Source organism: Methylobacterium sp. CCH7-A2 (genome assembly GCF_001557075.1).
GTDB classification, from domain to species: Bacteria; Pseudomonadota; Alphaproteobacteria; order Rhizobiales; family Beijerinckiaceae; genus Allobosea; species Allobosea massiliensis.
This window is the reverse complement of the sequence record NZ_LSKN01000289.1, coordinates 145,183-164,461: the sequence shown is the minus strand read 5'-3', so window position 1 is coordinate 164,461 and position 19,279 is coordinate 145,183. Positions and strand designations below refer to the sequence as shown.

At 69.7% G+C, this 19,279-nt stretch carries 17 protein-coding genes; 13 read left to right on the top strand and 4 right to left on the bottom strand.

Annotated features, from left to right (window positions below; translation table 11 throughout):
* Positions 1–299 precede the first annotated feature (299 nt).
* Both AX750_RS22000 and AX750_RS21995 read left to right on the top strand, forming a co-directional pair.
* A complete protein-coding gene (locus AX750_RS22000; protein WP_066724997.1) occupies positions 300–1,037 on the top strand; it encodes a GntR family transcriptional regulator in 738 nt (245 codons plus the stop codon).
* Positions 1,038–1,146: 109 nt separating this feature from the next.
* Entirely contained in the window at positions 1,147–2,418 is a 1,272-nt protein-coding gene (locus tag AX750_RS21995; protein WP_066724995.1) for an amidohydrolase family protein, read from the top strand.
* A gap of 16 nt (positions 2,419–2,434) precedes the next feature.
* Here AX750_RS21995 and AX750_RS21990 read toward each other — a convergent pair whose 3' ends face one another.
* From AX750_RS21990 to AX750_RS21980, 3 genes are all read right to left on the bottom strand, one after another.
* Positions 2,435–2,827, bottom strand: a complete 393-nt coding sequence (locus tag AX750_RS21990; protein WP_066724992.1) for a hypothetical protein — start codon at positions 2,825–2,827, stop codon at positions 2,435–2,437.
* Between the two features lie 118 nt (positions 2,828–2,945).
* Complete coding sequence (locus tag AX750_RS21985) at positions 2,946–4,691, bottom strand: ABC transporter ATP-binding protein (protein ID WP_066724989.1); 1,746 nt, start codon at positions 4,689–4,691, stop codon at positions 2,946–2,948.
* Positions 4,692–4,772: 81 nt separating this feature from the next.
* Positions 4,773–5,432 (bottom strand): aspartate/glutamate racemase family protein, encoded by a 660-nt coding sequence (locus AX750_RS21980; protein WP_197426707.1) that lies wholly within the window; start codon positions 5,430–5,432, stop codon positions 4,773–4,775.
* A 186-nt stretch (positions 5,433–5,618) separates the two neighbouring features.
* Here AX750_RS21980 and AX750_RS21975 point away from each other — a divergent pair, with 186 nt between their 5' ends.
* From AX750_RS21975 to lexA, 8 genes are all read left to right on the top strand, one after another.
* Positions 5,619–5,903 (top strand): YARHG domain-containing protein, encoded by a 285-nt coding sequence (locus AX750_RS21975; RefSeq protein WP_066724987.1) that lies wholly within the window; start codon positions 5,619–5,621, stop codon positions 5,901–5,903.
* Positions 5,904–6,038: 135 nt separating this feature from the next.
* The gene (locus tag AX750_RS21970; RefSeq protein WP_066724985.1) at positions 6,039–7,550 is read left to right on the top strand and encodes an ATP-binding protein; all 1,512 of its coding nucleotides are present in this window, start codon (positions 6,039–6,041) and stop codon (positions 7,548–7,550) included.
* Positions 7,551–7,586: 36 nt separating this feature from the next.
* Positions 7,587–8,237 (top strand): aminodeoxychorismate/anthranilate synthase component II, encoded by a 651-nt coding sequence (locus tag AX750_RS21965; protein ID WP_245282487.1) that lies wholly within the window; start codon positions 7,587–7,589, stop codon positions 8,235–8,237.
* Positions 8,238–8,291: 54 nt separating this feature from the next.
* On the top strand, positions 8,292–9,305 hold the full coding sequence (trpD, locus tag AX750_RS21960; RefSeq protein ID WP_066724979.1) for an anthranilate phosphoribosyltransferase: 1,014 nt from the start codon (positions 8,292–8,294) through the stop codon (positions 9,303–9,305).
* A gap of 7 nt (positions 9,306–9,312) precedes the next feature.
* On the top strand, positions 9,313–10,140 hold the full coding sequence (trpC, locus tag AX750_RS21955; RefSeq protein WP_066724976.1) for an indole-3-glycerol phosphate synthase TrpC: 828 nt from the start codon (positions 9,313–9,315) through the stop codon (positions 10,138–10,140).
* Positions 10,137–10,634, top strand: coding sequence for a cyclic pyranopterin monophosphate synthase MoaC (gene moaC / locus AX750_RS21950; protein WP_066724974.1), 498 nt, complete (start codon positions 10,137–10,139; stop codon positions 10,632–10,634). The genes trpC and moaC overlap by 4 nt, the downstream gene beginning before the upstream one ends.
* The gene (gene glp, locus AX750_RS21945; protein WP_066724971.1) at positions 10,634–11,845 is read left to right on the top strand and encodes a gephyrin-like molybdotransferase Glp; all 1,212 of its coding nucleotides are present in this window, start codon (positions 10,634–10,636) and stop codon (positions 11,843–11,845) included. Before moaC ends, glp begins: the two co-directional genes overlap by 1 nt.
* A gap of 109 nt (positions 11,846–11,954) precedes the next feature.
* Entirely contained in the window at positions 11,955–12,695 is a 741-nt protein-coding gene (lexA, locus tag AX750_RS21940; RefSeq protein ID WP_066724968.1) for a transcriptional repressor LexA, read from the top strand.
* A gap of 10 nt (positions 12,696–12,705) precedes the next feature.
* Here the strand turns inward: lexA and AX750_RS21935 are convergent, their stop codons facing one another.
* The gene (locus AX750_RS21935) at positions 12,706–14,964 is read right to left on the bottom strand and encodes a ComEC/Rec2 family competence protein (protein ID WP_066724965.1); all 2,259 of its coding nucleotides are present in this window, start codon (positions 14,962–14,964) and stop codon (positions 12,706–12,708) included.
* Between the two features lie 192 nt (positions 14,965–15,156).
* Here AX750_RS21935 and gltX point away from each other — a divergent pair, with 192 nt between their 5' ends.
* The 3 genes from gltX to AX750_RS21920 all read left to right on the top strand — a co-directional run bounded on the left by gltX (position 15,157) and on the right by AX750_RS21920 (position 19,277).
* Entirely contained in the window at positions 15,157–16,575 is a 1,419-nt protein-coding gene (gene gltX, locus AX750_RS21930) for a glutamate--tRNA ligase (RefSeq protein WP_066724958.1), read from the top strand.
* 276 nt (positions 16,576–16,851) lie between these two features.
* Positions 16,852–18,141 carry a citrate synthase gene (gene gltA, locus AX750_RS21925; RefSeq protein ID WP_066724955.1) on the top strand — a complete coding sequence of 430 codons (1,290 nt, stop codon included), beginning with the start codon at positions 16,852–16,854 and terminating at the stop codon, positions 18,139–18,141.
* Positions 18,142–18,341: 200 nt separating this feature from the next.
* Positions 18,342–19,277 (top strand): tripartite tricarboxylate transporter substrate binding protein, encoded by a 936-nt coding sequence (locus AX750_RS21920; protein WP_245282491.1) that lies wholly within the window; start codon positions 18,342–18,344, stop codon positions 19,275–19,277.
* The last annotated feature ends 2 nt before the right edge of the window (positions 19,278–19,279 follow it).

Sequence of the window (19,279 nt, the reverse complement as noted above, 5' to 3'; positions counted from 1 at the left end):
CCCGGATCTGCACCATAGCGCCGCCGGTGGGGCGGGGGCGTCCACATCATCAAGCCGTACGGCACCGGCCACACCCGCCGATGGACCCAAGCCGACGCCTCGCGACGGCCATCACTCTTCCCGTCGCGGAAGGAGTGCATGCCTATGATCCGCAAAGTGCATGCAATAGCGATGCCATGCTGCAGAACGCTTCTCGCCCCCTACCTCCTTCCCGCGCCGCCGGACGGGCGTGCAGCCGTGGATTGCGGCGATGCCGGCCTCGGGGCTAAGACGAGACCTCACGCATTCGGATTTCGGTGATGACGCGCGAGGACAACCGCAGCCGCCCTGCGACCGATCGGGTCGGGACGATCTGCCGTGCGCTGCGCCGCGCGATCATTGAGCAGGCGCTGGAGCCCGGCGCCAAGCTGCCGGAGGATGCACTGGGCGAGCGCTTCGGTGTCAGCCGCACGATCGCGCGCCATGCGCTCGGCCAGCTCGCGGCCGAGGGGCTGGTCGAGTTGCGGCGCAATCGCATCGCCGTGGTGGCGACCCCGAGCTGGCAGGAGGCACGCGACGCCTTCGACATCCGCATCGAACTCGAGCGATTGGTGGTGCGGCAGCTGGCGGGGCGGCTGACCAAGGCGCAGATCGCCGAGCTCCACGCCCATGTCGATGCCGAAGACGAGGCCCGCAACGGCCCCGACGCGATCTCGATCCGGCTCGCGACCGAATTCCACATCCTGCTCGCCAGCATGACGGAGAGCCCGATCCTGATCCGCTATGTCAGCGAGATCGCCTATCGCTGCTGCCTGACGCTGTCCCTGTTCAGCCGCCCCCATTCCTCCGAATGCGCCATCAACGAGCACCGGCTGCTGATCGACGCGCTCGCCAAGGGCGATGCGGAGGCGGTGATGGCGCTGATGCACCACCATCTCGATTCGGTGGCGAGCCGCGCCCTAGTCGCCCAGACGCGGCCGCGCGGGCGCGACATCATGGATATTCTGGCCCCCTATGCCGAGCCGGCACGCCCGGCGCGGACCAAGGCCGCCGGCTGACGATCTCCGCCCTCTCCTGTGTGCGCTGCCGCCTTCACAGGTGGCAGCCGGCATGTAAAGTGCATACAGTTTGATCGCCGATTGTTCCTCTGCCGACAGCACTGTGCCGATGCCCGACGACAGCGCCTTCGACCTCATCTTCCGGCAGGCGGCCCTTCCCGGCGCGGCGCGGCCCGTGGACATCGGCGTCCGGCGGGGGCGCTTCGCCGCCATCGCGCCGGTCATCGTGGCGGATGCCCCCGAGGTGGTCCTGGGCGGGCGCGCGGTGCTGCCGGGTTTCGTCGACAGCCATGTCCATCTCGACAAGGCCTGCCTGCTCGGGCGCTGCGGCCATCTGCAGGGCGGACTCAAGGCGGCGATCGCCGCCGTCTCCGCGATGAAGCGGGATTTCACCGTCGCGGATGTCTACGAGCGCGGCGCGCAGGTTCTGGAGCGCGCGATCGCCAAGGGCACGACGCGCATGCGCAGCCATGTCGAGGTCGACCCGCGCGTGGGCCTGCGCAGCTTCGAGGCGCTGAAGGCGCTGAAGCGCGACTATGCCTGGGCGATCGACCTCTCGCTCTGCGTCTTTCCGCAGGAGGGGCTGACCAACGACCCCGGCACCGAGGAGCTGCTGGTCCGGGCCCTCCAGGACGGGGCGGATGCGCTCGGCGGCTGCCCCTATACCGATACCGACCCGCCCCAGCAGATCGCCCGGTTGTTCGCGCTGGCGACGCGCTTCGATGTCGATCTCGATTTTCATCTCGACTTCGATCTCGATGCCAGCTGGATGCATCTCGACGAGGTCTGCCGCCAGACGACCGTCCATGGCTATGGCGGGCGCGTCGCGATCGGCCATGTCACGAAGCTGTCCTGCCTGCCGCCCGAGGCCTTCGCGCGAGCCGCCGGGCGGCTGGCGCAAGCGGGCGTCGCGGTGACGGTTCTGCCTGCGACCGACGTCTACCTGCTCGGCCGGGAGGCGACCCATGACGTGCCGCGCGGGCTGACGCCGGCGCACCGGCTGCTGGCGCAGGGCGTGACCTGCTCGGTGGCGACCAACAACGTCCTCAACCCGTTCACGCCCTTCGGCGATGCCTCGCTGCTGCGGATGGCGAATTTCTACGCCAATGTCGCGCAGGTCGGCCCGGAGGGCTTCGATGCCTGCATCGAGCTCGTGACGGCGCTGCCGGCGCGGCTGATGAACCTCAGGGATTACGGCATCGCCATCGGCAATCCGGCCGATCTCGTCGTGCTCGACGCTCCCACGCAGGCCGAGGCGCTGGCGGGCCTGGCCGAGCCGATCATGGGGTTCAAGAACGGCCGGCAGAGCTTCTCGCGGCCGGCGGCGCAGCTGCACGCGCCGAGCCAGCCGCGCGCCGCGTTGCGAGCCGTGGCGGGCTGAGAGGTGGCGCCTGGGGCTAGCGAACGACGACGCCCCGACCCCGACCCCGGCAGGAACAGGCCTGGCCGAGCAGGGCCGTGCGCCCGAGCCGGCAGGTCGTGCGCGGCGTCGCGCAGAACCGTCCGACGGTCTGGACGCGCGCGCGGCTTCCGAGACCATAGCCGCTTACGCCCGAGGATGATGGCCTGCCATAATCGATCGGCGGGCCGGCGCCGGGGATCCCGCCGCCATCCGAGCGCAGGCGCAGATCCGGCACCGAGTCGGTGAGCGAGGGCGGGCCCAGCCCCTGGCGCGGACCGCCCGGCACGAGCGGCCCGGTGCCGGGCGTGCCGACGCCCTGCCCCAGCGCTAGGGTCGGGCCGGAGAGAATGGCAAACATCGCCAGGGCGGCAGTTCCGGCACGCAGCATGTCGATGGTCTCCCGAGCCCGGATGGCCAGCTGTGGCCCTTCCGTCCTGGCTCAACCCCACCCTGCCAGACAGGTTCCGGTCACATTCGCCGAGCCGGCCATCCCGACAGGCTACCGCCTACTCGGCCGCCGTTCCCATCGCCTGCCGCAGCGGCGCGACCTGCGCCTCGTGGAGCGCCCGGTAGGGGCCGTCGGCGCGCAGCAGCTCTTCATGGCGGCCCTGCTCGGCGATGCCGGCCTGAGTCACCACGACGATGCGGTCGGCATGGCGGATGGTGGCGAGGCGATGGGCGATGACCAGCGTGGTGCGCCCCTCGGCGAGTTCGGTCAGCGATTGCTGGATCGCCGCTTCCGTCTCGGTGTCGAGCGCCGAGGTCGCCTCGTCGAGGATCAGGATCGGCGGGTTCTTCAGGAAGATGCGGGCGATGGCGAGGCGCTGCTTCTGGCCGCCGGAGAGCTTGACGCCGCGCTCGCCGATCACCGTGTCGAGCCCGGCCGGCAGGTCGGCGATCATCGTCTCGAGCCGGGCGCGGCGGGCGGCCTCGGTGATCTCCGCCTCGCTGGCATCGAGGCGGCCATAGGCGATGTTCTCGCGGATGGTGCCGGCGAAGAGGAAGACGTCCTGCTGCACGATGCCGATCTGGCGGCGCAGCGAGGCGAGCGTCAGCGCGCGGATGTCGTGTCCGTCGACGGTGATGCGACCGGCATCGACCTCGTAGAAGCGCGGCAGCAGGGAGAGCAGCGTGGTCTTGCCGGCGCCGGAGGGGCCGACGAAGGCGACCGTCTCGCCGGCCGCGACCGAGAGGTCGATTCCCGAGAGAACCGGCCGCTCCTTCGCATAGCCGAAGCCGACGCCCTCGAAGCGGATGTCGCCCTTCAGCGGCGGGGCCTCGATCGCGTCGGGCACATCGGCGATGTCGGGCTCGGTCGCGAGCAGCTCCTGGTAGCGCTGGAAGCCGGCGATCCCCTTCGGATAGGTCTCGATGACGTTGGCGATCTTGTCGAGCGGGCGATAGAACACGCCGACCAGCAGCAGGAAGCCGACGAAGCCGCCGACGCTGAGGCTGCCCTGCACGACGTAATAGGTGCCGGCCAGCATCACCGCGAGCTGGACCATGCGCATGCCGAGATAGTTGATGGCCTGGCTGGCGGCCATGATGCGGTAGGCTTCGAGTTTGGTGGTGCGATAGCGCTGGTTGTCGCCGGCGAAGAGCGCGCGCTCATGGGCCTCGTTGGCGAAGGCCTGGACGACGCGCATGCCGCCGATGTTCTCTTCCAGCCGTGCATTGAAGGCGCCGACGCGGCCGAACTGTCGGCGCCAGTTCTGCGCCATCAGCGCGCCGTAGCGCGCCACGACGAAGCCGGCGAGCGGGACGATCAGCGCCGTGATCAAGGCGAGTTGCGGATGCACATAGAGCATCAGCAGGAAGGCGCCGATGAAGGTCATGATCGCGATGAAGAGGTCTTCGGGCCCGTGATGGGCGACCTCGCCGATCTCTTCCAGGTCCTTGGTGACGCGGGCGACGAGGTGGCCGGTCTTCTGCTCGTCATAGAAGCGGAAGGAGAGCTTCTGGAGATGGTCGAAGGCGCGCCGACGCATCTCGGTCTCGATATTGATGCCAAGCCTGTGGCCCCAATAGGTGACGATCGCCATCAGTCCGGAATTGATCGCATAGACGACCAGCAAGGCGAGCCCGGCGAGCAGGATCAGCGGCCAGTCGCCGCGCGGCAGCAGCAGATCGACGAAGGCCTTCACCGCCATCGGGAAGCCGAGTTCGAGCAGGCCCGACAGCACGGCGCAGCCGAAATCGACCAGGAACAGCGCCCGGTGAGGCCGGTAATAGGCGAAGAATTCTCTCAGCATGACGCGCTCATAGCAGCTGGGCGGGCCGATGCGTCACCCCTCCAGCGCGACGCCGCCATGTCGCGGGCTATCGCCCGGCGATTACCGCACGGCCAGCGTCCCGAGCGCCATCGTCACCGCCGCCTGGGTCGGGTCGATCACGGGGATGCCGAGTTCCTCTTCGAGCGGGCGGCGGTGACGCGCCATGCCGGCGCAGCCCATGACGATGGCGCCGGCGCCGTCGATCTCCTTCAGCTCGCGGCCGATCGCGATCATGCGCTCCAGCGTGCGGTCGCCCGAGGCGGTGTCGGCGACCGACATCTCCAACGGGCGCTCGCCCGCGAGGCGGTCCATCAGCCCCATCTGGCGAAGATAGCGGATGTGGCGCGGGATCGAGCGCGACTTGATCGCGATCACACCGAACCGGTCGGCCCGGGCGAGCGCGGTGAGCACGCCGCTCTCCGCGATGCCGAAGACCGGGCTCGCCGTGCCCTCGCGGGCGACATGCAGGCCCGGATCGGAATAACAGGCGATCACGAAGGCATCGACGCCATTGGCGGCCTCGACCTTGCGGCGCAGCGGGATCGCGACCCCGTCGACATGCTCCTGCGTCTCGATACCGAAGGGACCTTCGGCCAACGTCTCGCAGATGATCTCGGGACCCTCGGCATAGCTCAGCGGCAGCACGGCCTGGCGCAGCCCCTCCGTCACGGCCTCGTTGGAGTTGGGGTTGATCACGAGGATGCGGGCGCGGCGGGTCATGCGTGAGAATCCATGAGCGGGGGTGAGCGGAGCCGGCCGCGATGATCGGCCGCTCTTGCGGCGGCGTCCAGCCATCACGGGAGATGGGTCCCGTGCCGCCGACGCGAGGCTGGCCGCAGGCCGGCGCTTGCCGCGGGCCGTGGCCTCGCGCAGATTGCAGCCCCCCGCCGACCCAGGAGACTCGCGATGCGGCGCCCCCTTGCCACCCTCCTCGCCGGATCAGGCCTCCTGCTTGCGATCGTAGCGTTGCCCGCGCCGGTGCGGGCCGAGAGCTGCGACGATCTCTGGTACGCGCGCAACGAGATCTACAAGGCGCAGGGCTACTGCTTCCGCACGCGCCGCGGCATCGAGGCCTTCGGCAATGCCGGCTGCCAGTACGACAACGCCGACGAGGTGCCGCTCTCGGCCGCGCAGCGCCGCACCATCGCCGACATCCAGCGCGAGGAACGCGCGCGACGCTGCCCGCGCTGAAACGCCGCCCCGCTTTGCTGTGGACGCCGGGCCCGGGCGGGGCGCGGCGGCGATTCCCCATGCTAGAAGCGCCGGTCGCGAGCCTCCCGATCCGACCGGGCGGGCGGCCTGCGCCAAGAGGAGCGGTTTGACGGCGTGACCACGGCGATCGACATGGGGCTGACCCAGGGCGGCCAACCCGCCCTGCTGGACCTCGCCGAGCTGCTGGCGACGCGGCTTCTCGTCCAGGGCAATTCCGGCTCGGGCAAATCGCATCTGCTGCGGCGCCTGCTCGAACAGAGCGCGCCGCTGGTGCAGCAGGCGGTGATCGACCCGGAGGGCGACTTCGTCTCACTGGCGGAGCAGTTCGGCCATGTCGTCGTCGATGCCGAGTGCGGCGAGGCCGAGCTTCAGCGCGTGGCGCTGCGGGTGCGCCAGCACCGCGTCTCGGTCGTGCTCAATCTGGAGAACCTCGAGGCCGACGAGCAGCTGCGCGCCACGGCCGCCTTCCTCGGCGGGCTCTTCGACGTCGACCGCTCGCTCTGGTTCCCGATGCTGATCGTCGTCGACGAGGCGCAGCTCTTCGCGCCGGTGATGGCGGGCGAGGCCTCCGACGAGGCGCGACGGCTCTCGCTCGGTGCCATGACCAATCTGATGTGCCGCGGTCGCAAGCGCGGGCTCGCCGGCGTCATCGCGACGCAGCGCCTCGCCAAACTCGCCAAGAACGTCGCGGCGGAAGCGTCGAACTTCCTGATGGGCCGCACCTTCCTCGACATCGACATGGCGCGAGCCGCCGATCTGCTCGGCATGGACCGGCGCCAGGCCGAGATGTTCCGCGACCTCGAGCGCGGGCAGTTCGTCGCGCTCGGTCCCGCCCTTTCGAAGCGGCCGCTGCCGCTGCGGATCGGCTCCGTCACCTCGGTCGACCGCGGCGGCGCGCCGGGGCTGATGCCGCTGCCCGAGCAGGCGCCCGAGGAGGCCGGCAAGCTGATCTTTACTGCCGGGGCCGACGAGCCCGCGCCGGTGAGCCGCCTGCCGCGCCCGGCTCCCCGTCCGCGCCCGGCGGTCCACGACACGCTGCGCCAGATCGAGAGCTACCGCCCGGCGCCTTCCCCCGAGCCCGAGCCGGAGATCGAGATCGAACCGGCCGAGCGCGAGGCGATCATGGCCGAGATCCTGCGCGAGCTGATGGCCGATCCAGAGGCCCGCTCGCGCCAGGTCGCGGTGCTCTACCAGGATTTCACCGTGCGCTGCCGGATGCGCCGGCTCGGCCGGACACAGCTCAGCCTCGACGAGTTTCGCCGCCGGCTCGCCGTCGCCAAGGCCGGCGCGAGCGACGAGATCACCGGCTCGGAGACCTGGCAGGCGGCGGTCGAGGCCTCGCTCTCCCTGCCCGACGATCTGCACGGGCTCTTCCTGTTCATCGCACGGGCCGCGATGGAGGGAGCGCCCTGCCCCAGCGACGCCGAGCTGGCGCAGGTCTACGGCAGCCATTCGCCGAGCCGCGCGCGCCGGCTGATCGCCTATATCGAGGAGCGCGGGCTGATCGTCTGCCATGTCGATTTCCGCGGGCAGCGGACGCTCGCTCTGCCGACGATCGGCATCGAGACGGCGCCGGGCCAGGGCTCGGTCCGCACCGCCGGGATGCCGCGGGGCGCGCGCGTCTGAGGCGCGCAACCTTGACCAGCCCGCCCCCGACCGTGCATGACCGGAGCCCGAAATCCGTGGCTCGAGCCGATGCGCATCCTGCTGATCGACAATTACGACAGCTTCACCTGGAATCTGGTCCACCTGATCGGCGGGCTCGGGGCCGAGGTCGAGGTGCGTCGCAACGATGCGCTCACCGTCGATGCGGCGCTCGCGGGCGACCATGACGCGATCGTGCTGTCGCCCGGCCCCTGTACGCCCAACGAGGCCGGCATCTGCCTCGATCTCGTCCGCGAGGGGGCGCAACGCAAGCCGATCTTCGGCGTCTGCCTCGGGCTGCAGACGATCGGCCAGGTCTTCGGCGGCGACGTGGTGCGCGCACCATTGCCGATGCACGGCAAGGTCTCGGCCGTCCAACATAGGGCGCGGGGTCTGTTCCGCGGCATCAACGGCCCGCTGCAGGCGACGCGCTACCATTCGCTGGTCGTCGCCCGCGAGACCTGCCCGGCCGATCTGACGATCGAGGCGGAGACGGAGGACGGGCTGATCATGGCGCTGTCGCATCGCAGCCTGCCGGTCCATGGCGTGCAGTTCCACCCCGAGAGCATCGCCTCCGAGCACGGCGCCACGATACTGCGCAATTTCCTCGACCTCGCGGAGCGATGGCAGCGCGACCATGCCCCCGCCGCGCTCGTCGAAGCCGACTGAACGCCGGCCCGCACAAGCCGCCTTTCCCGATCGCCCGTTTTCCGCAGAGTCATCATGGACGATTTCAAGCCCTTCATCGCCAAGGTCGCGACCGGCGCCTCGCTGTCGCGGGACGAGGCGCGCGACGCCTTCGACACCATCCTCTCCGGCGGCGTCACCAATGCGCAGGCGGCCGCCTTCCTGATGGCGCTGCGGGTGCGCGGCGAAACCACCGAGGAGATCACCGGCGCGGTCGGCGCGATGCGCGGCAAGATGCTGACGGTCGAGGCGCCCGCCGACGCCATCGACATCGTCGGCACGGGCGGGGATTCCTCGGGCTCCTACAACGTCTCGACGCTGGCCTCGATCATCACCGCCGCCTGCGGCGTGCCGGTCGCAAAGCATGGCAATCGCGCCGCCTCCTCGAAGACCGGCACCGCCGACGTGCTGATGGCGCTCGGCGTCAAGGTCGGGCTCGATCCGGCGGCGACGGCGCGCTGCATCGCCCAGGCCGGTGTCGGCTTCATGTTCGCGCCGACGCATCACGCCTCGATGCGCCATGTCGCGCCGGTGCGGGTCGAACTCGGCACGCGCACGATCTTCAACCTGCTCGGCCCGCTCTCGAACCCGGCCGGCGTCAAGAAGCAGTTGATCGGCGCCTTCTCGGAAACCTGGCTGGAGCCGATGGTGAAGGTGTTGGCGAGCCTCGGCTCGACGCGGGTCTGGGCCGTTCATGGGTCCGACGGGCTCGACGAGATCACCACGACGGGTCCGACCCGCGTGGTCTCGCTGGACAATGGCCGGATCGAAAGCTTCCAGATCTCGCCCGAGGATGTCGGGCTGGCCCGCGCCAGGCCGGAGGATCTGCGCGGTGGCGAGCCGGCGCAGAATGCCGAGGCGCTGCGTGCGGTGCTCGACGGGCAGAAGACCGCCTTCCGCGACATCGCCGCCTTCAACGCCGCCGCGGCACTGCTGGTCGCCGGCCGGGCGGGCGATCTGCGCGACGGCTTCGCGCAGGCGAATGCGGCGCTCGACAGCGGCAAGGCCAAGGCGACCTTGGCCGCCCTCGTCGCCAGCTCGAACGCGTGAGGCCCTGATGAGCGACATTCTCGCGAAGATCGAGGCCTATAAGCGCCAGGAGATCGCGGCCGCCAAACTGGCGATCCCGCAGGACCGGATCGAGGTGCTGGCGCGTGACGCCGGGCCGACGCGCGGCTTCGCCGATGCGCTGGCCGCAAAGCACACCGCCGGCCAGCCGGCGCTGATCGCCGAGATCAAGAAGGCCTCGCCCTCCAAGGGGCTGATCCGCGCCGATTTCGACCCGCCCGTGCTGGCGCGCGCCTACGCCGCCGGCGGGGCCGCCTGCCTCTCCGTCCTGACCGATGGCCCCTCCTTCCAGGGCCGGCCGGAATTCCTGCTGCAGGCGCGCGCGGCCTCCGTGCTGCCGGTGCTGCGCAAGGATTTCCTCTACGATCCCTATCAGGTCTACGAGGCGCGGGCCTGGGGGGCGGACTGCATCCTGATCATCATGGCGGGCGTCGACGACGCCACGGCGCGCGCGCTGGAGACCACCGCCTTCGATCTCGGCATGGATGTGCTGGTCGAAGTCCATGACGACGCCGAACTCGACCGCGCGCTGGCGCTGAAGAGCCGCCTGCTCGGCATCAACAACCGCGATCTGCGCGATTTCACCGTCGATCTCGCGGTGACCGAGCGGCTGGCGCCGCGCGTGCCGGCCGACCGGATCGTCATCAGCGAGAGCGGCATCTTCAGCCATGGCGATGTCGGCCGGCTGAACGGGGCCGGGGTCAGGACCTTCCTCGTCGGCGAAAGCCTGATGCGACAGGCCGATGTGACGGCCGCGACGCGCGAACTGCTCACGGGCCAGACATCACAAGCCAAGACGCAGGAGAGCGCCGCGTGAGCGCACTCAGCCATCTCGACGCGCAGGGCCAGGCGCATATGGTCGATGTCGGCGACAAGGCCGAGACCTCGCGCACGGCCATCGCCGAGGGCTGCGTGGTGATGCAGCCGCAGACGCTGGCGATCGTGCGCGCGGGCGACGCCAAGAAGGGCGATGTGCTCGGCACGGCGAGGCTCGCCGGCATCATGGCCGCCAAGCGCAGCCATGAGCTGATCCCGCTCTGCCACCCGCTGCTGATCACCAAGATCGCGGTCGATCTCGAGATCGACGAGGCCCTGCCCGGCATCCGCGTGCGGGCCGAGGTCAAGGTGAAGGGCCAGACCGGCGTCGAGATGGAGGCACTCACCGCCGTCAGCATCGCCTGCCTGACCGTCTACGACATGGTCAAGGCGGCCGACCGCGGCATGCGGATCGAGGGCATCCGGCTGACCCACAAATCCGGCGGCAAGTCAGGTGTGTTCCAGGCCGACGCCTCCCCAGGGGGACCGGTCTGATGGCGCTGACGCCGGTCCCGGTCGCGCTGCGCGCGCTGCTCGACAGCGTGCCCGGCCGCACGCCCATCGAGACCCTGCCGCTGGCGCAGTGCGCCTGGCGCGTGCTCGGGGCCGATCTCGCGGCGCTCAGGACACAGCCGCCCTTCGCCAATTCGGCCATGGACGGCTATGCGGTGCGGGGCGACGACCTCGTGCCGGGCGCCGAACTGCGCGTTCTCGGCGAATCCGCGGCCGGGCGCTCCTTCGACGGCAGCGTGGCCGCCGGCGAGGCGGTCCGGATCTTCACGGGTGCGCCGATCCCCGAGGGCGCCGACACCATCCTGATCCAGGAGAACGCCGACGGTGTCGGCTCGGCCGCGATCACCGTTCGCGAGGGCGCGCCCAAGGGCAAATTCATTCGCAAGGCCGGGCTCGACTTCAGCGAGGGCGACCAGCTGCTCGCGGCCGGCACCCGGCTCGACAGCGCCGCGCTCGGGCTCGCCGCCGCCGCTGGCCACCCCGCGCTTGCGGTGCGCCGCAAGCCGCTGGTGGCGATCCTCGCCACCGGCGACGAGCTCGTGCTGCCGGGCGAGCCGGTCGGGCCCGACCAGATCGTCGCCTCCAACTCGTTTGCGCTGGCCGCGCTGGTCGAGCAGGCGGGCGGGAGCGTGCTCGATCTCGGCATCGCCCGCGACGACCATGCCGATCTCGCCGCCAGGATCGGGCAGGCGCGGGACGCCGGCGCGGATGTGCTGGTGACGCTGGGCGGCGCCTCCGTCGGTGCCCATGATCTCGTCCAGGAGGCGCTGAAGCGCGCCGGCATGGATCTCGGCTTCTGGAAGATCGCGATGCGGCCGGGCAAGCCGATGATGACCGGCCGGCTCGGCCCGATGGTCGCGATCGGCCTGCCGGGCAACCCCGTCTCCTCGATCGTCTGCGGGCATCTCTTCGTGGTGCCGGTGATCGAGGCCCTGCTCGGCATGCCCTCGCCCGAGCGCGACCGCAGCGAGCCCGGCTTGCTCGGGCGCGACATGCCGGCCAATGACGAGCGCGAGGATTATTTGCGCTCCAGCCTCGTCCTGACCGAGGCCGGCTGGGAGGCGACGCCGTTCGAGAGGCAGGATTCCTCGATGCTCGGCCTGCTCGCGAGGGCGCAGGCGCTGGCGATCCGCCCGGTTTTCGCGCCGGCGGCCCGCAAGGGCGATCCCTGCCGCTTCATTCGTCTGCGATAGGTCGCGGGCTGGCGCATCGGCTTGCGGAACACAACGCGAACGGGTATGGTGTTCGTGATTTGTTTCGAATCTGCGATGATCGGCAGATTTCAGAGCGCCGGCGGGGATCATGCTGACACGCAAACAGTTCGAACTGCTTCGCTTCATCCATGAGCGCCTGCGCGAGAGCGGCGTCCCTCCCTCCTTCGACGAAATGAAGGACGCGCTCGACCTCAAGTCGAAATCCGGCATCCACCGCCTGATCATGGCCCTCGAGGAACGCGGCTTCATCCGCCGCCTGCCGAACCGGGCACGGGCGCTCGAAGTGATCAAGCTGCCGGATGGCGCGGGTGGTGGCCTCCAGGGCGGCGCGCGCCGCTTCAATCCCTCCATCGTCCAGGGCGGGCTCGGCAAGGAGACGCCGCCGGCCAAGGACGGGCTGCCCGGCCGGGCGCGCCCGGTGGAGGCGATGCCGGAAGACGCCCGCAACACGATCGCGATCCCTGTCATGGGCCGCATCGCGGCGGGCACGCCGATCTCGGCGATCCAGAGCCGCAGCCACAGCGTCGCCCTCCCCGCCGACATGCTCGGCTCCGGTGAGCATTTCGCGCTGGAGGTCCGCGGCGACTCGATGGTCGAGGCCGGCATTCTCGACGGCGACACGGTGGTGATCCGGCGCCAGGACACCGCCAATACCGGCGACATCATCGTCGCCCTGATCGACGACGAGGAGGCGACGCTGAAGCGGCTGCGCAAGCGGGGCTCCTCGATCGCGCTGGAGGCAGCCAATCCGGCTTACGAGACGCGGGTGCTGGGACCGGACCGGGTCAAGATCCAGGGTCGGCTTGTCAATCTGATGCGGCGCTACTGACGGGCCGGCGCTAGGGCAGGCGCTCGGTATCGGGCGCCTCCTCGGCCGGTGGCGGCCCAGCCGGGCCCGCAGTTGTCGGCGCGGGCTGGGGACGCCGGCGGCTCCAGGGCCGGTCGCCCGCATCCTGCGCCGCGTGGTTTTGCCAGCCGGAGCGAGTCCGAACCAGGGCTGTCGCGCCATCGCGCTGCAACGTCATCCGGTCGATCAGCCGCGCGCGGCAGGCCGCCGTCCAGGGAATCGGCGTCACCACCACATCGGCGCGGCGGCAATCCTCGATGATGGCGAGCCGGTCCTGCGCATAGGCGATGCTGTGGCCCTCTCTCGTCATCAGCACGCAGCCGCGCGGATCGCAGGCCGCGCCCTTGCGCAGCGACGGGTCGTCGGGCTGGCGGCCGTCGCCATCCGCCGTCAGCCATTGCTGCAGGACGAAGCGGCTCGGCTTGCCGGCGATCACGAGCAGGCCGTCCTTGCCGCGCACCGCGAGGCCCGAGCCGTCGCGCTCGATCAGGATCGCCGGCTTCTCCGGTTTGGCCGCGACGGCCACGCCGCCGACCAGCGGCAGGATCGCCAGCAGACGCAGCTTCGTCGTCCACAGCGTCGCCCAGAGCAGCGCGGCCGAAAAGCAGCCGAGCGCGGCCGGGCCGAAGGCGGCGAGCACCAGGGTCGAGTGATCGATGGTCGCGACCCAATGCGCCAGTTTGAGCACCACCTCCGAGGCCAGGCCCATGAGCCACCAGGCCGGCGCGTCCAGCCCGAAGGGATAGGCGAGCACCCCGAAGACGGCGGCCGGCATGACGAAGAGGGAGACGAAGGGCAGAGCCAGCGCGTTGCCGAGCAGGCCGAAAGGGTTGAAGGTCTGGAAATGATAGGCGCCGAAGGGCGCCGTCGCCGCCGTCGCCAGCAGGGTCGTGACGACGATGCCGGATGCGGCGACCCAGAGCGGGCGCAGCGGCCAGGGCAGTGCGGGCGGCGGCTGCAACCGGCCGCGCTCCTCCCAGCGCTCGGCAAAGGCGATCAGCGCCGCCACGGCACCGAAGGACATCTGGAAGCTCGGCCCCAGCAGCGCCTCGGGCTCGCGCAGCAGCACGATCATCGCCGCCAGCGCGAGGTTGCGCATGCTCAGCGCCGGGCGGTCGACGAGGATTGCGCCCAGCATCACCAGCGTCATGATCAGCGAGCGTACGGTGGCGACCTCCGCTCCCGAGAAGACGCAATAGGCGACCGAGCCCGCCATCGCCGCGAGCGCGGCGAGCTTCTTGACCGGCAGGCGCAGCGCCACCGTCTGTGACAGGGCGAGCAGCGCCCGCACCAGCCAGAAGATCGTCCCGGCGGCCAGCACCATGTGCAGGCCCGAGATCGAGACGATGTGGTAGATCCCGGCCGCCCGCAGATCGGCATTGGTGGTTTCGGTGATCAGCCCGCGCTTGCCGGTGACCAGCGCCGCCGCCATCGCCCCTGCCTGCCCGCCGGCGACCGAGGCAATGCGCTGGGTCAGGGCGTTGCGGGCGCCGTCGATCGCCGCCGCCAGGCGCAGATCCCAGTCGGGCGGATGCGGCGGCGGGCTGAGCGCGATCTTGCCCGAGATGCTGCCGACGGCGCCGATGCCGCGGAAGAAGGCGTCGCGCCCGAAATCATAGCCGCCCGGCCGGGCCGGCCCCGGCGGCGGCAGCAGCCGCGCCACGGCCGCGACATGGTCTCCGGGCGCCACGGTCCCGGAGCGGATGTTGACGCGCACACGCTTCGGCCAGAACGGCCGGTCGAGCCCGGCGATCCCCGTCACGCGGATGACGAGCCGAGCGCCGGCATCGCGCGCCTCCACCGATTCCACGAAGCCTGAGACCTGGCCGACGCGCGGCCGCTCCAGCATCGGGGCGGCGATCGTCGCCGTGCGCCAGGCCGCCGCAGCGAAGCCGGCAAACAGGGCGGCGACAGCGAGGCACACCCAGGCCGGCCGCGGGCGCCCCCGCAGCAGGATCGCGCCAGCCGCGGAAAGCGCGAGCCCCGTCAGCGGCGCCCAGAGCGCCGGTTCGGCATCGGCGGCGAAATAGAGCAGGATGCCGATGCCCATCGCGACCGGCAGCCAGAGGAAGAGCCGGCGCCGCTCGGCCTCGCGCGACAAGGCGGCGAGCACTGCGTCGCGCCATTCGCCCAGCGCCAGTCCGAACCTGATACCGCCGAAGCGACCGTCCGGCCGGTGCCATACGAGGGCGGCCGCCAGCGCCCCGCGCCGCGGCACCCGCTCCCCCTGCCCTGGCGGCTTCGCCGTCATGGCCTGCCCCCGTCCTGCGCCGGCGCGCCGGGCTTCGAACTGGCCCTTAACGGCGGCGGCTCAGGCATGTTACAGGGGCCGCGCCGGATGTCATGTCCGCTTCGGTACGCGCTGCGACAGGGCGTGCCGCTCGATCTTTTCCCGCCCCTTTCAGGGTCCTTCTCCCAAGGTCCCGCCGGAGCCCTGCCATCCATGAGCGACGCCGTCGTCACGCGCTTTGCGCCCTCGCCCACCGGCTTCCTGCATATCGGCGGCGGGCGTACGGCGCTGTTCAACTGGCTCTATGCGCGCCGCCATGGCGGCAAGATGCTGCTGCGCATCGAGGACACCGACCGCGAACGCTCGACCGAAGCTGCGATCGGCGCCATCCTCGACGGGCTGAAATGGCTCGGCCTCGATTGGGACGGCGAGACCGTCTACCAGTTCGCCCGCGCCGAGCGGCACCGCGAGGTGGCGCATCAGATGCTGGCCAGTGGCCATGCCTATCGCTGCTACGCCACGCCGGCCGAACTGGACGAGATGCGCGAACAGGCCAAGGCTGCCGGCAAGCCGATGCGTTATGACGGGCGCTGGCGCGACCGCGATCCCGCGACGGCTCCCGAAGGCGTCAAGCCGGTGATCCGGCTGCGCGCACCGCAGACCGGCGAGACCGTGGTGGAGGACGAGGTCCAGGGCCGCGTCGTCTGGCAGAACGAGAATCTCGACGACCTCGTGCTGCTGCGCTCGGACGGCAACCCGACCTATATGCTCGCCGTGGTGGTCGACGACCACGACATGGGCGTGACCCATGTCATCCGCGGCGACGACCACCTGACCAATGCCGCGCGCCAGACCCAGATCTACCAGGCGCTGGGCTGGAAGGTCCCGAGCATGTCGCATATCCCGCTGATCCATGGCCCGGACGGCGCCAAGCTCTCGAAGCGCCACGGCGCGCTCGGTGTCGATGCCTATCGCGAGATGGGGTACCTGCCGGTGGCGCTGCGCAATTATCTGCTGCGCCTCGGCTGGAGCCATGGCGACCAGGAGATCTTCTCGACGCAGGAGATGATCGAGCTGTTCGACCTCGGCTCGATCGGCCGCTCGGCCGCGCGCTTCGACTTCGCCAAGCTCGAGAGCCTGAACGGGCTCTATATGCGCCAGTCCTCCGATCACGACCTGCTCGACGCGCTGAAGGTGATCCTGCCTGAGATCGGGCCGGCGCGCGGCCTCGGCCCGACCCTGTCGCCCGAGCTGGAGCAGCGCTTCCTTGCCGCGATGCCGGGGCTGAAGGAGCGCGCCAAGACGCTCGTCGAGCTGCTCGACAGCGCCTACTATCTTTATGCGGCCCGGCCGCTTCAGCTCGACGCCAAGGCAGCGGCCCTGCTGGACGAGGCCGGTCGCCAGCGTCTGCCCGGGCTCGCCCAGGCGCTCGCCGCCATCAACGACTGGTCGCTCGAGGCGCTGGAAGCCGCCGTGCGCGGCTATGCCGAGGCGCATGGGCTCAAGCTCGGCCAGGCGGCGCAGCCCCTGCGCGCTGCACTGACGGGCCGCGCCATGTCGCCTGGCCTGTTCGATGTGATGGCGGTTCTGGGGCGCGAGGAAACCCTTGCTCGCCTGGCCGATCAGAGCTGAGCAAGACGCGGTGCGGACCGTCTTTCGGCTCGGTTGAACCGGGTCTGCAAATGGTCTAGTGACGCCGGACACGGCCGCTGCGGCGAGAGCCGGAGCGGGCATAAATATTGCTTGAAAATCAGTCGGATGAACCGCTCTGCCCACCTGCCCGCGCCCGCGCCGACACGACAGCGTCATGTCGGTCCGCTTTGACGACGGACAGGTTTCATGGACGACCGTGAACGGACAGAGCGCGACCCCGCCTGAAAAGCAGCGAGCCTGAAAGGATCGGTATCGATGAGCGGAACCACCAGCCAGCTTCAGGTCGACGGCAAGACCGTCGATATGGCGATCAAGACGGGTTCGATCGGCCCGTCCGTCATCGACATCGGCAAGCTCTACGCCCAGACGGGCATGTTCACCTACGACCCTGGCTTCACCTCGACGGCGAGCTGCGAGTCGCAGATCACCTATATCGATGGCGACGAGGGCGTTCTGCTCTATCGCGGCTACCCGATCGAGCAGCTCGCCGAGCATGGCGACTTCCTCGAGACCTGCTATCTGCTGCTGGAAGGCGAACTGCCGACCGCCGCGCAGAAGGCTGATTTCGATTATCGCGTGACGCGCCACACCATGGTGCACGAGCAGATGGCCCGCTTCTTCCAGGGCTTCCGCCGCGACGCGCATCCGATGGCGGTCATGGTCGGCTCGATCGGCGCGATGTCGGCCTTCTATCACGACTCGACCGACATCTCGGACCCGCATCAGCGCATGGTCGCCTCGATGCGGATGATCGCGAAGATCCCGACGCTGGCGGCCATGGCCTACAAGTACACCGTCGGCCAGCCCTTCGTGTATCCGCTGAACTCGCTCGACTATACCTCGAACTTTCTGCGCATGTGCTTTGCCGTGCCCGCGGAGGAGTACAAGGTCAATCCGGTGCTGTCGCGCGCGCTCGACCGCATCTTCATCCTCCACGCCGACCACGAGCAGAACGCCTCGACCTCGACGGTCCGGCTCGCCGGCTCTTCGGGCGCCAATCCCTTCGCCTGCATCGCGGCCGGCACGGCATGCCTCTGGGGCCCCGCCCATGGCGGCGCCAATGAGGCGGCGCTGAAGATGCTGGAGGAGATCGGCTCGGTCGAGAACATCCCGAAATACATTGCCAAGGCGAAGGACAAGAACGACCCCTTCCGCCTGATGGGCTTCGGCCACCGGGTCTACAAGAACTACGACCCGCGCGCGAAGATCATGCAGAAGACCACGCATGAGGTCCTCAACGAGCTCGGCATCAAGGACGATCCGCTGCTCGACGTCGCGATCGAGCTCGAGCGGATCGCGCTGTCGGACAGCTACTTCATCGAGAAGAAGCTCTACCCGAATATCGACTTCTATTCGGGCATCACGCTGAAGGCGATGGGCTTCCCGACCTCGATGTTCACGGCGCTGTTTGCCCTCGCCCGCACGGTCGGCTGGATCGCGCAGTGGAAGGAGATGATCGAGGATCCGTCCCAGCGCATCGGCCGTCCGCGCCAGCTCTATACCGGCTCGCCGCAGCGCGAATACACGCCGATCGGCCGACGCTGAGCCGCAACCCGTCGACGACAATTTCCGAAGGGGCGCCACGGCTTGCCGTCGCGCCCCTTCATTGTTTCAGATGATTGATCGCACGGCTGCAGGTGACGAAGCGCAGCCTCGCGCTAAAGTTCTCCAAACCCTCGGAGAACCGTCTCTTGTCCCATCCGCATGATCTCTCCCGGCGCGGCTTCCTCGCCGGCGCCTCGGCCCTGACCTTCGTCGGCGGCCAGGCGCAGGCCCAAGCCGCTTTCCCCGCTCGCCCGATCAACCTGATCGTTCCCTTCGCCGCCGGCGGCTCGACCGACATCGTCGCGCGCCTCGTCGGCCAGAAGATGGGCGAGCTGCTCGGCCAGTCTGTCGTGATCGAGAATCGCGCCGGCGCCGGCGGCAATGTCGGCTCGACCGCGGTCGCCCGCGCGACGCCGGATGGCTACACCATTCTCATGGGGACGATCTCGACCCATGCGCTCAACCCGGCGATCCTGAAGACCGTCACCTTCGACCCGGTCAAGGACTTCACCCCGATCTCGCTGCTCGCTGTGGTGCCGAACGTCATGGTTGTGCATCCGAGCTTCCCGGCGAAGACCGTCCAGGAGGTCATCGCGGTGCTGAAGGCCGATCCGGGCAAGTACTCCTATGCCTCCTCCGGCGTCGGCACGCCGCTGCATCTCTCGGGCGAGCTGTTCAAGTCGATCGGCGGCGTCCAGATGAACCACGTCCCCTATCGCGGTGCCGGCCCTGCCCTGAACGACGTCGTCGCGGGCGCGGTTCCGATCATGTTCGACAACCTGCCCTCCTCCGCCCAGTTCATCCGCAACGGCCAGCTGCGGGCGATCGGCGTGACCACCAAGGACCGCGTCGCCTCCTTCCCGGATCTGCCGACCATCGCCGAGGGCGGTCTCGCCGGCTACGAGACCTATACCTGGAACGCGTTGTTCGGACCGGCGAAGATGCCGGCCGACATCGTGGCGAAGCTCAACAAGGCGGCCAATGACGCGCTGAAGGACGCCACGGTCAAGCAGCGGCTCAACGATGTCAGCGCCGAGATCGTCGGCTCGACGCCGGAGGCGCTGGGCGAGCACGTCAAGGTCGAGGTGGCCAAGTGGTTCCCGATCGCCAAGGCGTCGGGCGCCGCGCTCGAGTGAGG

Excerpts from the sequence above, each read along its gene's own strand:
- AX750_RS22000 (WP_066724997.1), top strand. The coding sequence starts at position 300 with ATGACGCGCGAGGACAACCGCAGCCGCCCTGCGACCGATCGGGTCGGG.
- AX750_RS21985 (WP_066724989.1), bottom strand. The coding sequence starts at position 4,691 with ATGCTGAGAGAATTCTTCGCCTATTACCGGCCTCACCGGGCGCTGTTC.
- AX750_RS21980 (WP_197426707.1), bottom strand. The coding sequence starts at position 5,432 with ATGACCCGCCGCGCCCGCATCCTCGTGATCAACCCCAACTCCAACGAG.
- AX750_RS21995 (WP_066724995.1), top strand. The coding sequence starts at position 1,147 with ATGCCCGACGACAGCGCCTTCGACCTCATCTTCCGGCAGGCGGCCCTT.
- glp (WP_066724971.1), top strand. The coding sequence starts at position 10,634 with ATGGCGCTGACGCCGGTCCCGGTCGCGCTGCGCGCGCTGCTCGACAGC.
- lexA (WP_066724968.1), top strand. The coding sequence starts at position 11,955 with ATGCTGACACGCAAACAGTTCGAACTGCTTCGCTTCATCCATGAGCGC.
- AX750_RS21935 (WP_066724965.1), bottom strand. The coding sequence starts at position 14,964 with ATGACGGCGAAGCCGCCAGGGCAGGGGGAGCGGGTGCCGCGGCGCGGG.
- trpD (WP_066724979.1), top strand. The coding sequence starts at position 8,292 with ATGGACGATTTCAAGCCCTTCATCGCCAAGGTCGCGACCGGCGCCTCG.
- trpC (WP_066724976.1), top strand. The coding sequence starts at position 9,313 with ATGAGCGACATTCTCGCGAAGATCGAGGCCTATAAGCGCCAGGAGATC.
- AX750_RS21965 (WP_245282487.1), top strand. The coding sequence starts at position 7,587 with ATGACCGGAGCCCGAAATCCGTGGCTCGAGCCGATGCGCATCCTGCTG.
- gltX (WP_066724958.1), top strand. The coding sequence starts at position 15,157 with ATGAGCGACGCCGTCGTCACGCGCTTTGCGCCCTCGCCCACCGGCTTC.
- AX750_RS21975 (WP_066724987.1), top strand. The coding sequence starts at position 5,619 with ATGCGGCGCCCCCTTGCCACCCTCCTCGCCGGATCAGGCCTCCTGCTT.
- AX750_RS21990 (WP_066724992.1), bottom strand. The coding sequence starts at position 2,827 with ATGCTGCGTGCCGGAACTGCCGCCCTGGCGATGTTTGCCATTCTCTCC.
- gltA (WP_066724955.1), top strand. The coding sequence starts at position 16,852 with ATGAGCGGAACCACCAGCCAGCTTCAGGTCGACGGCAAGACCGTCGAT.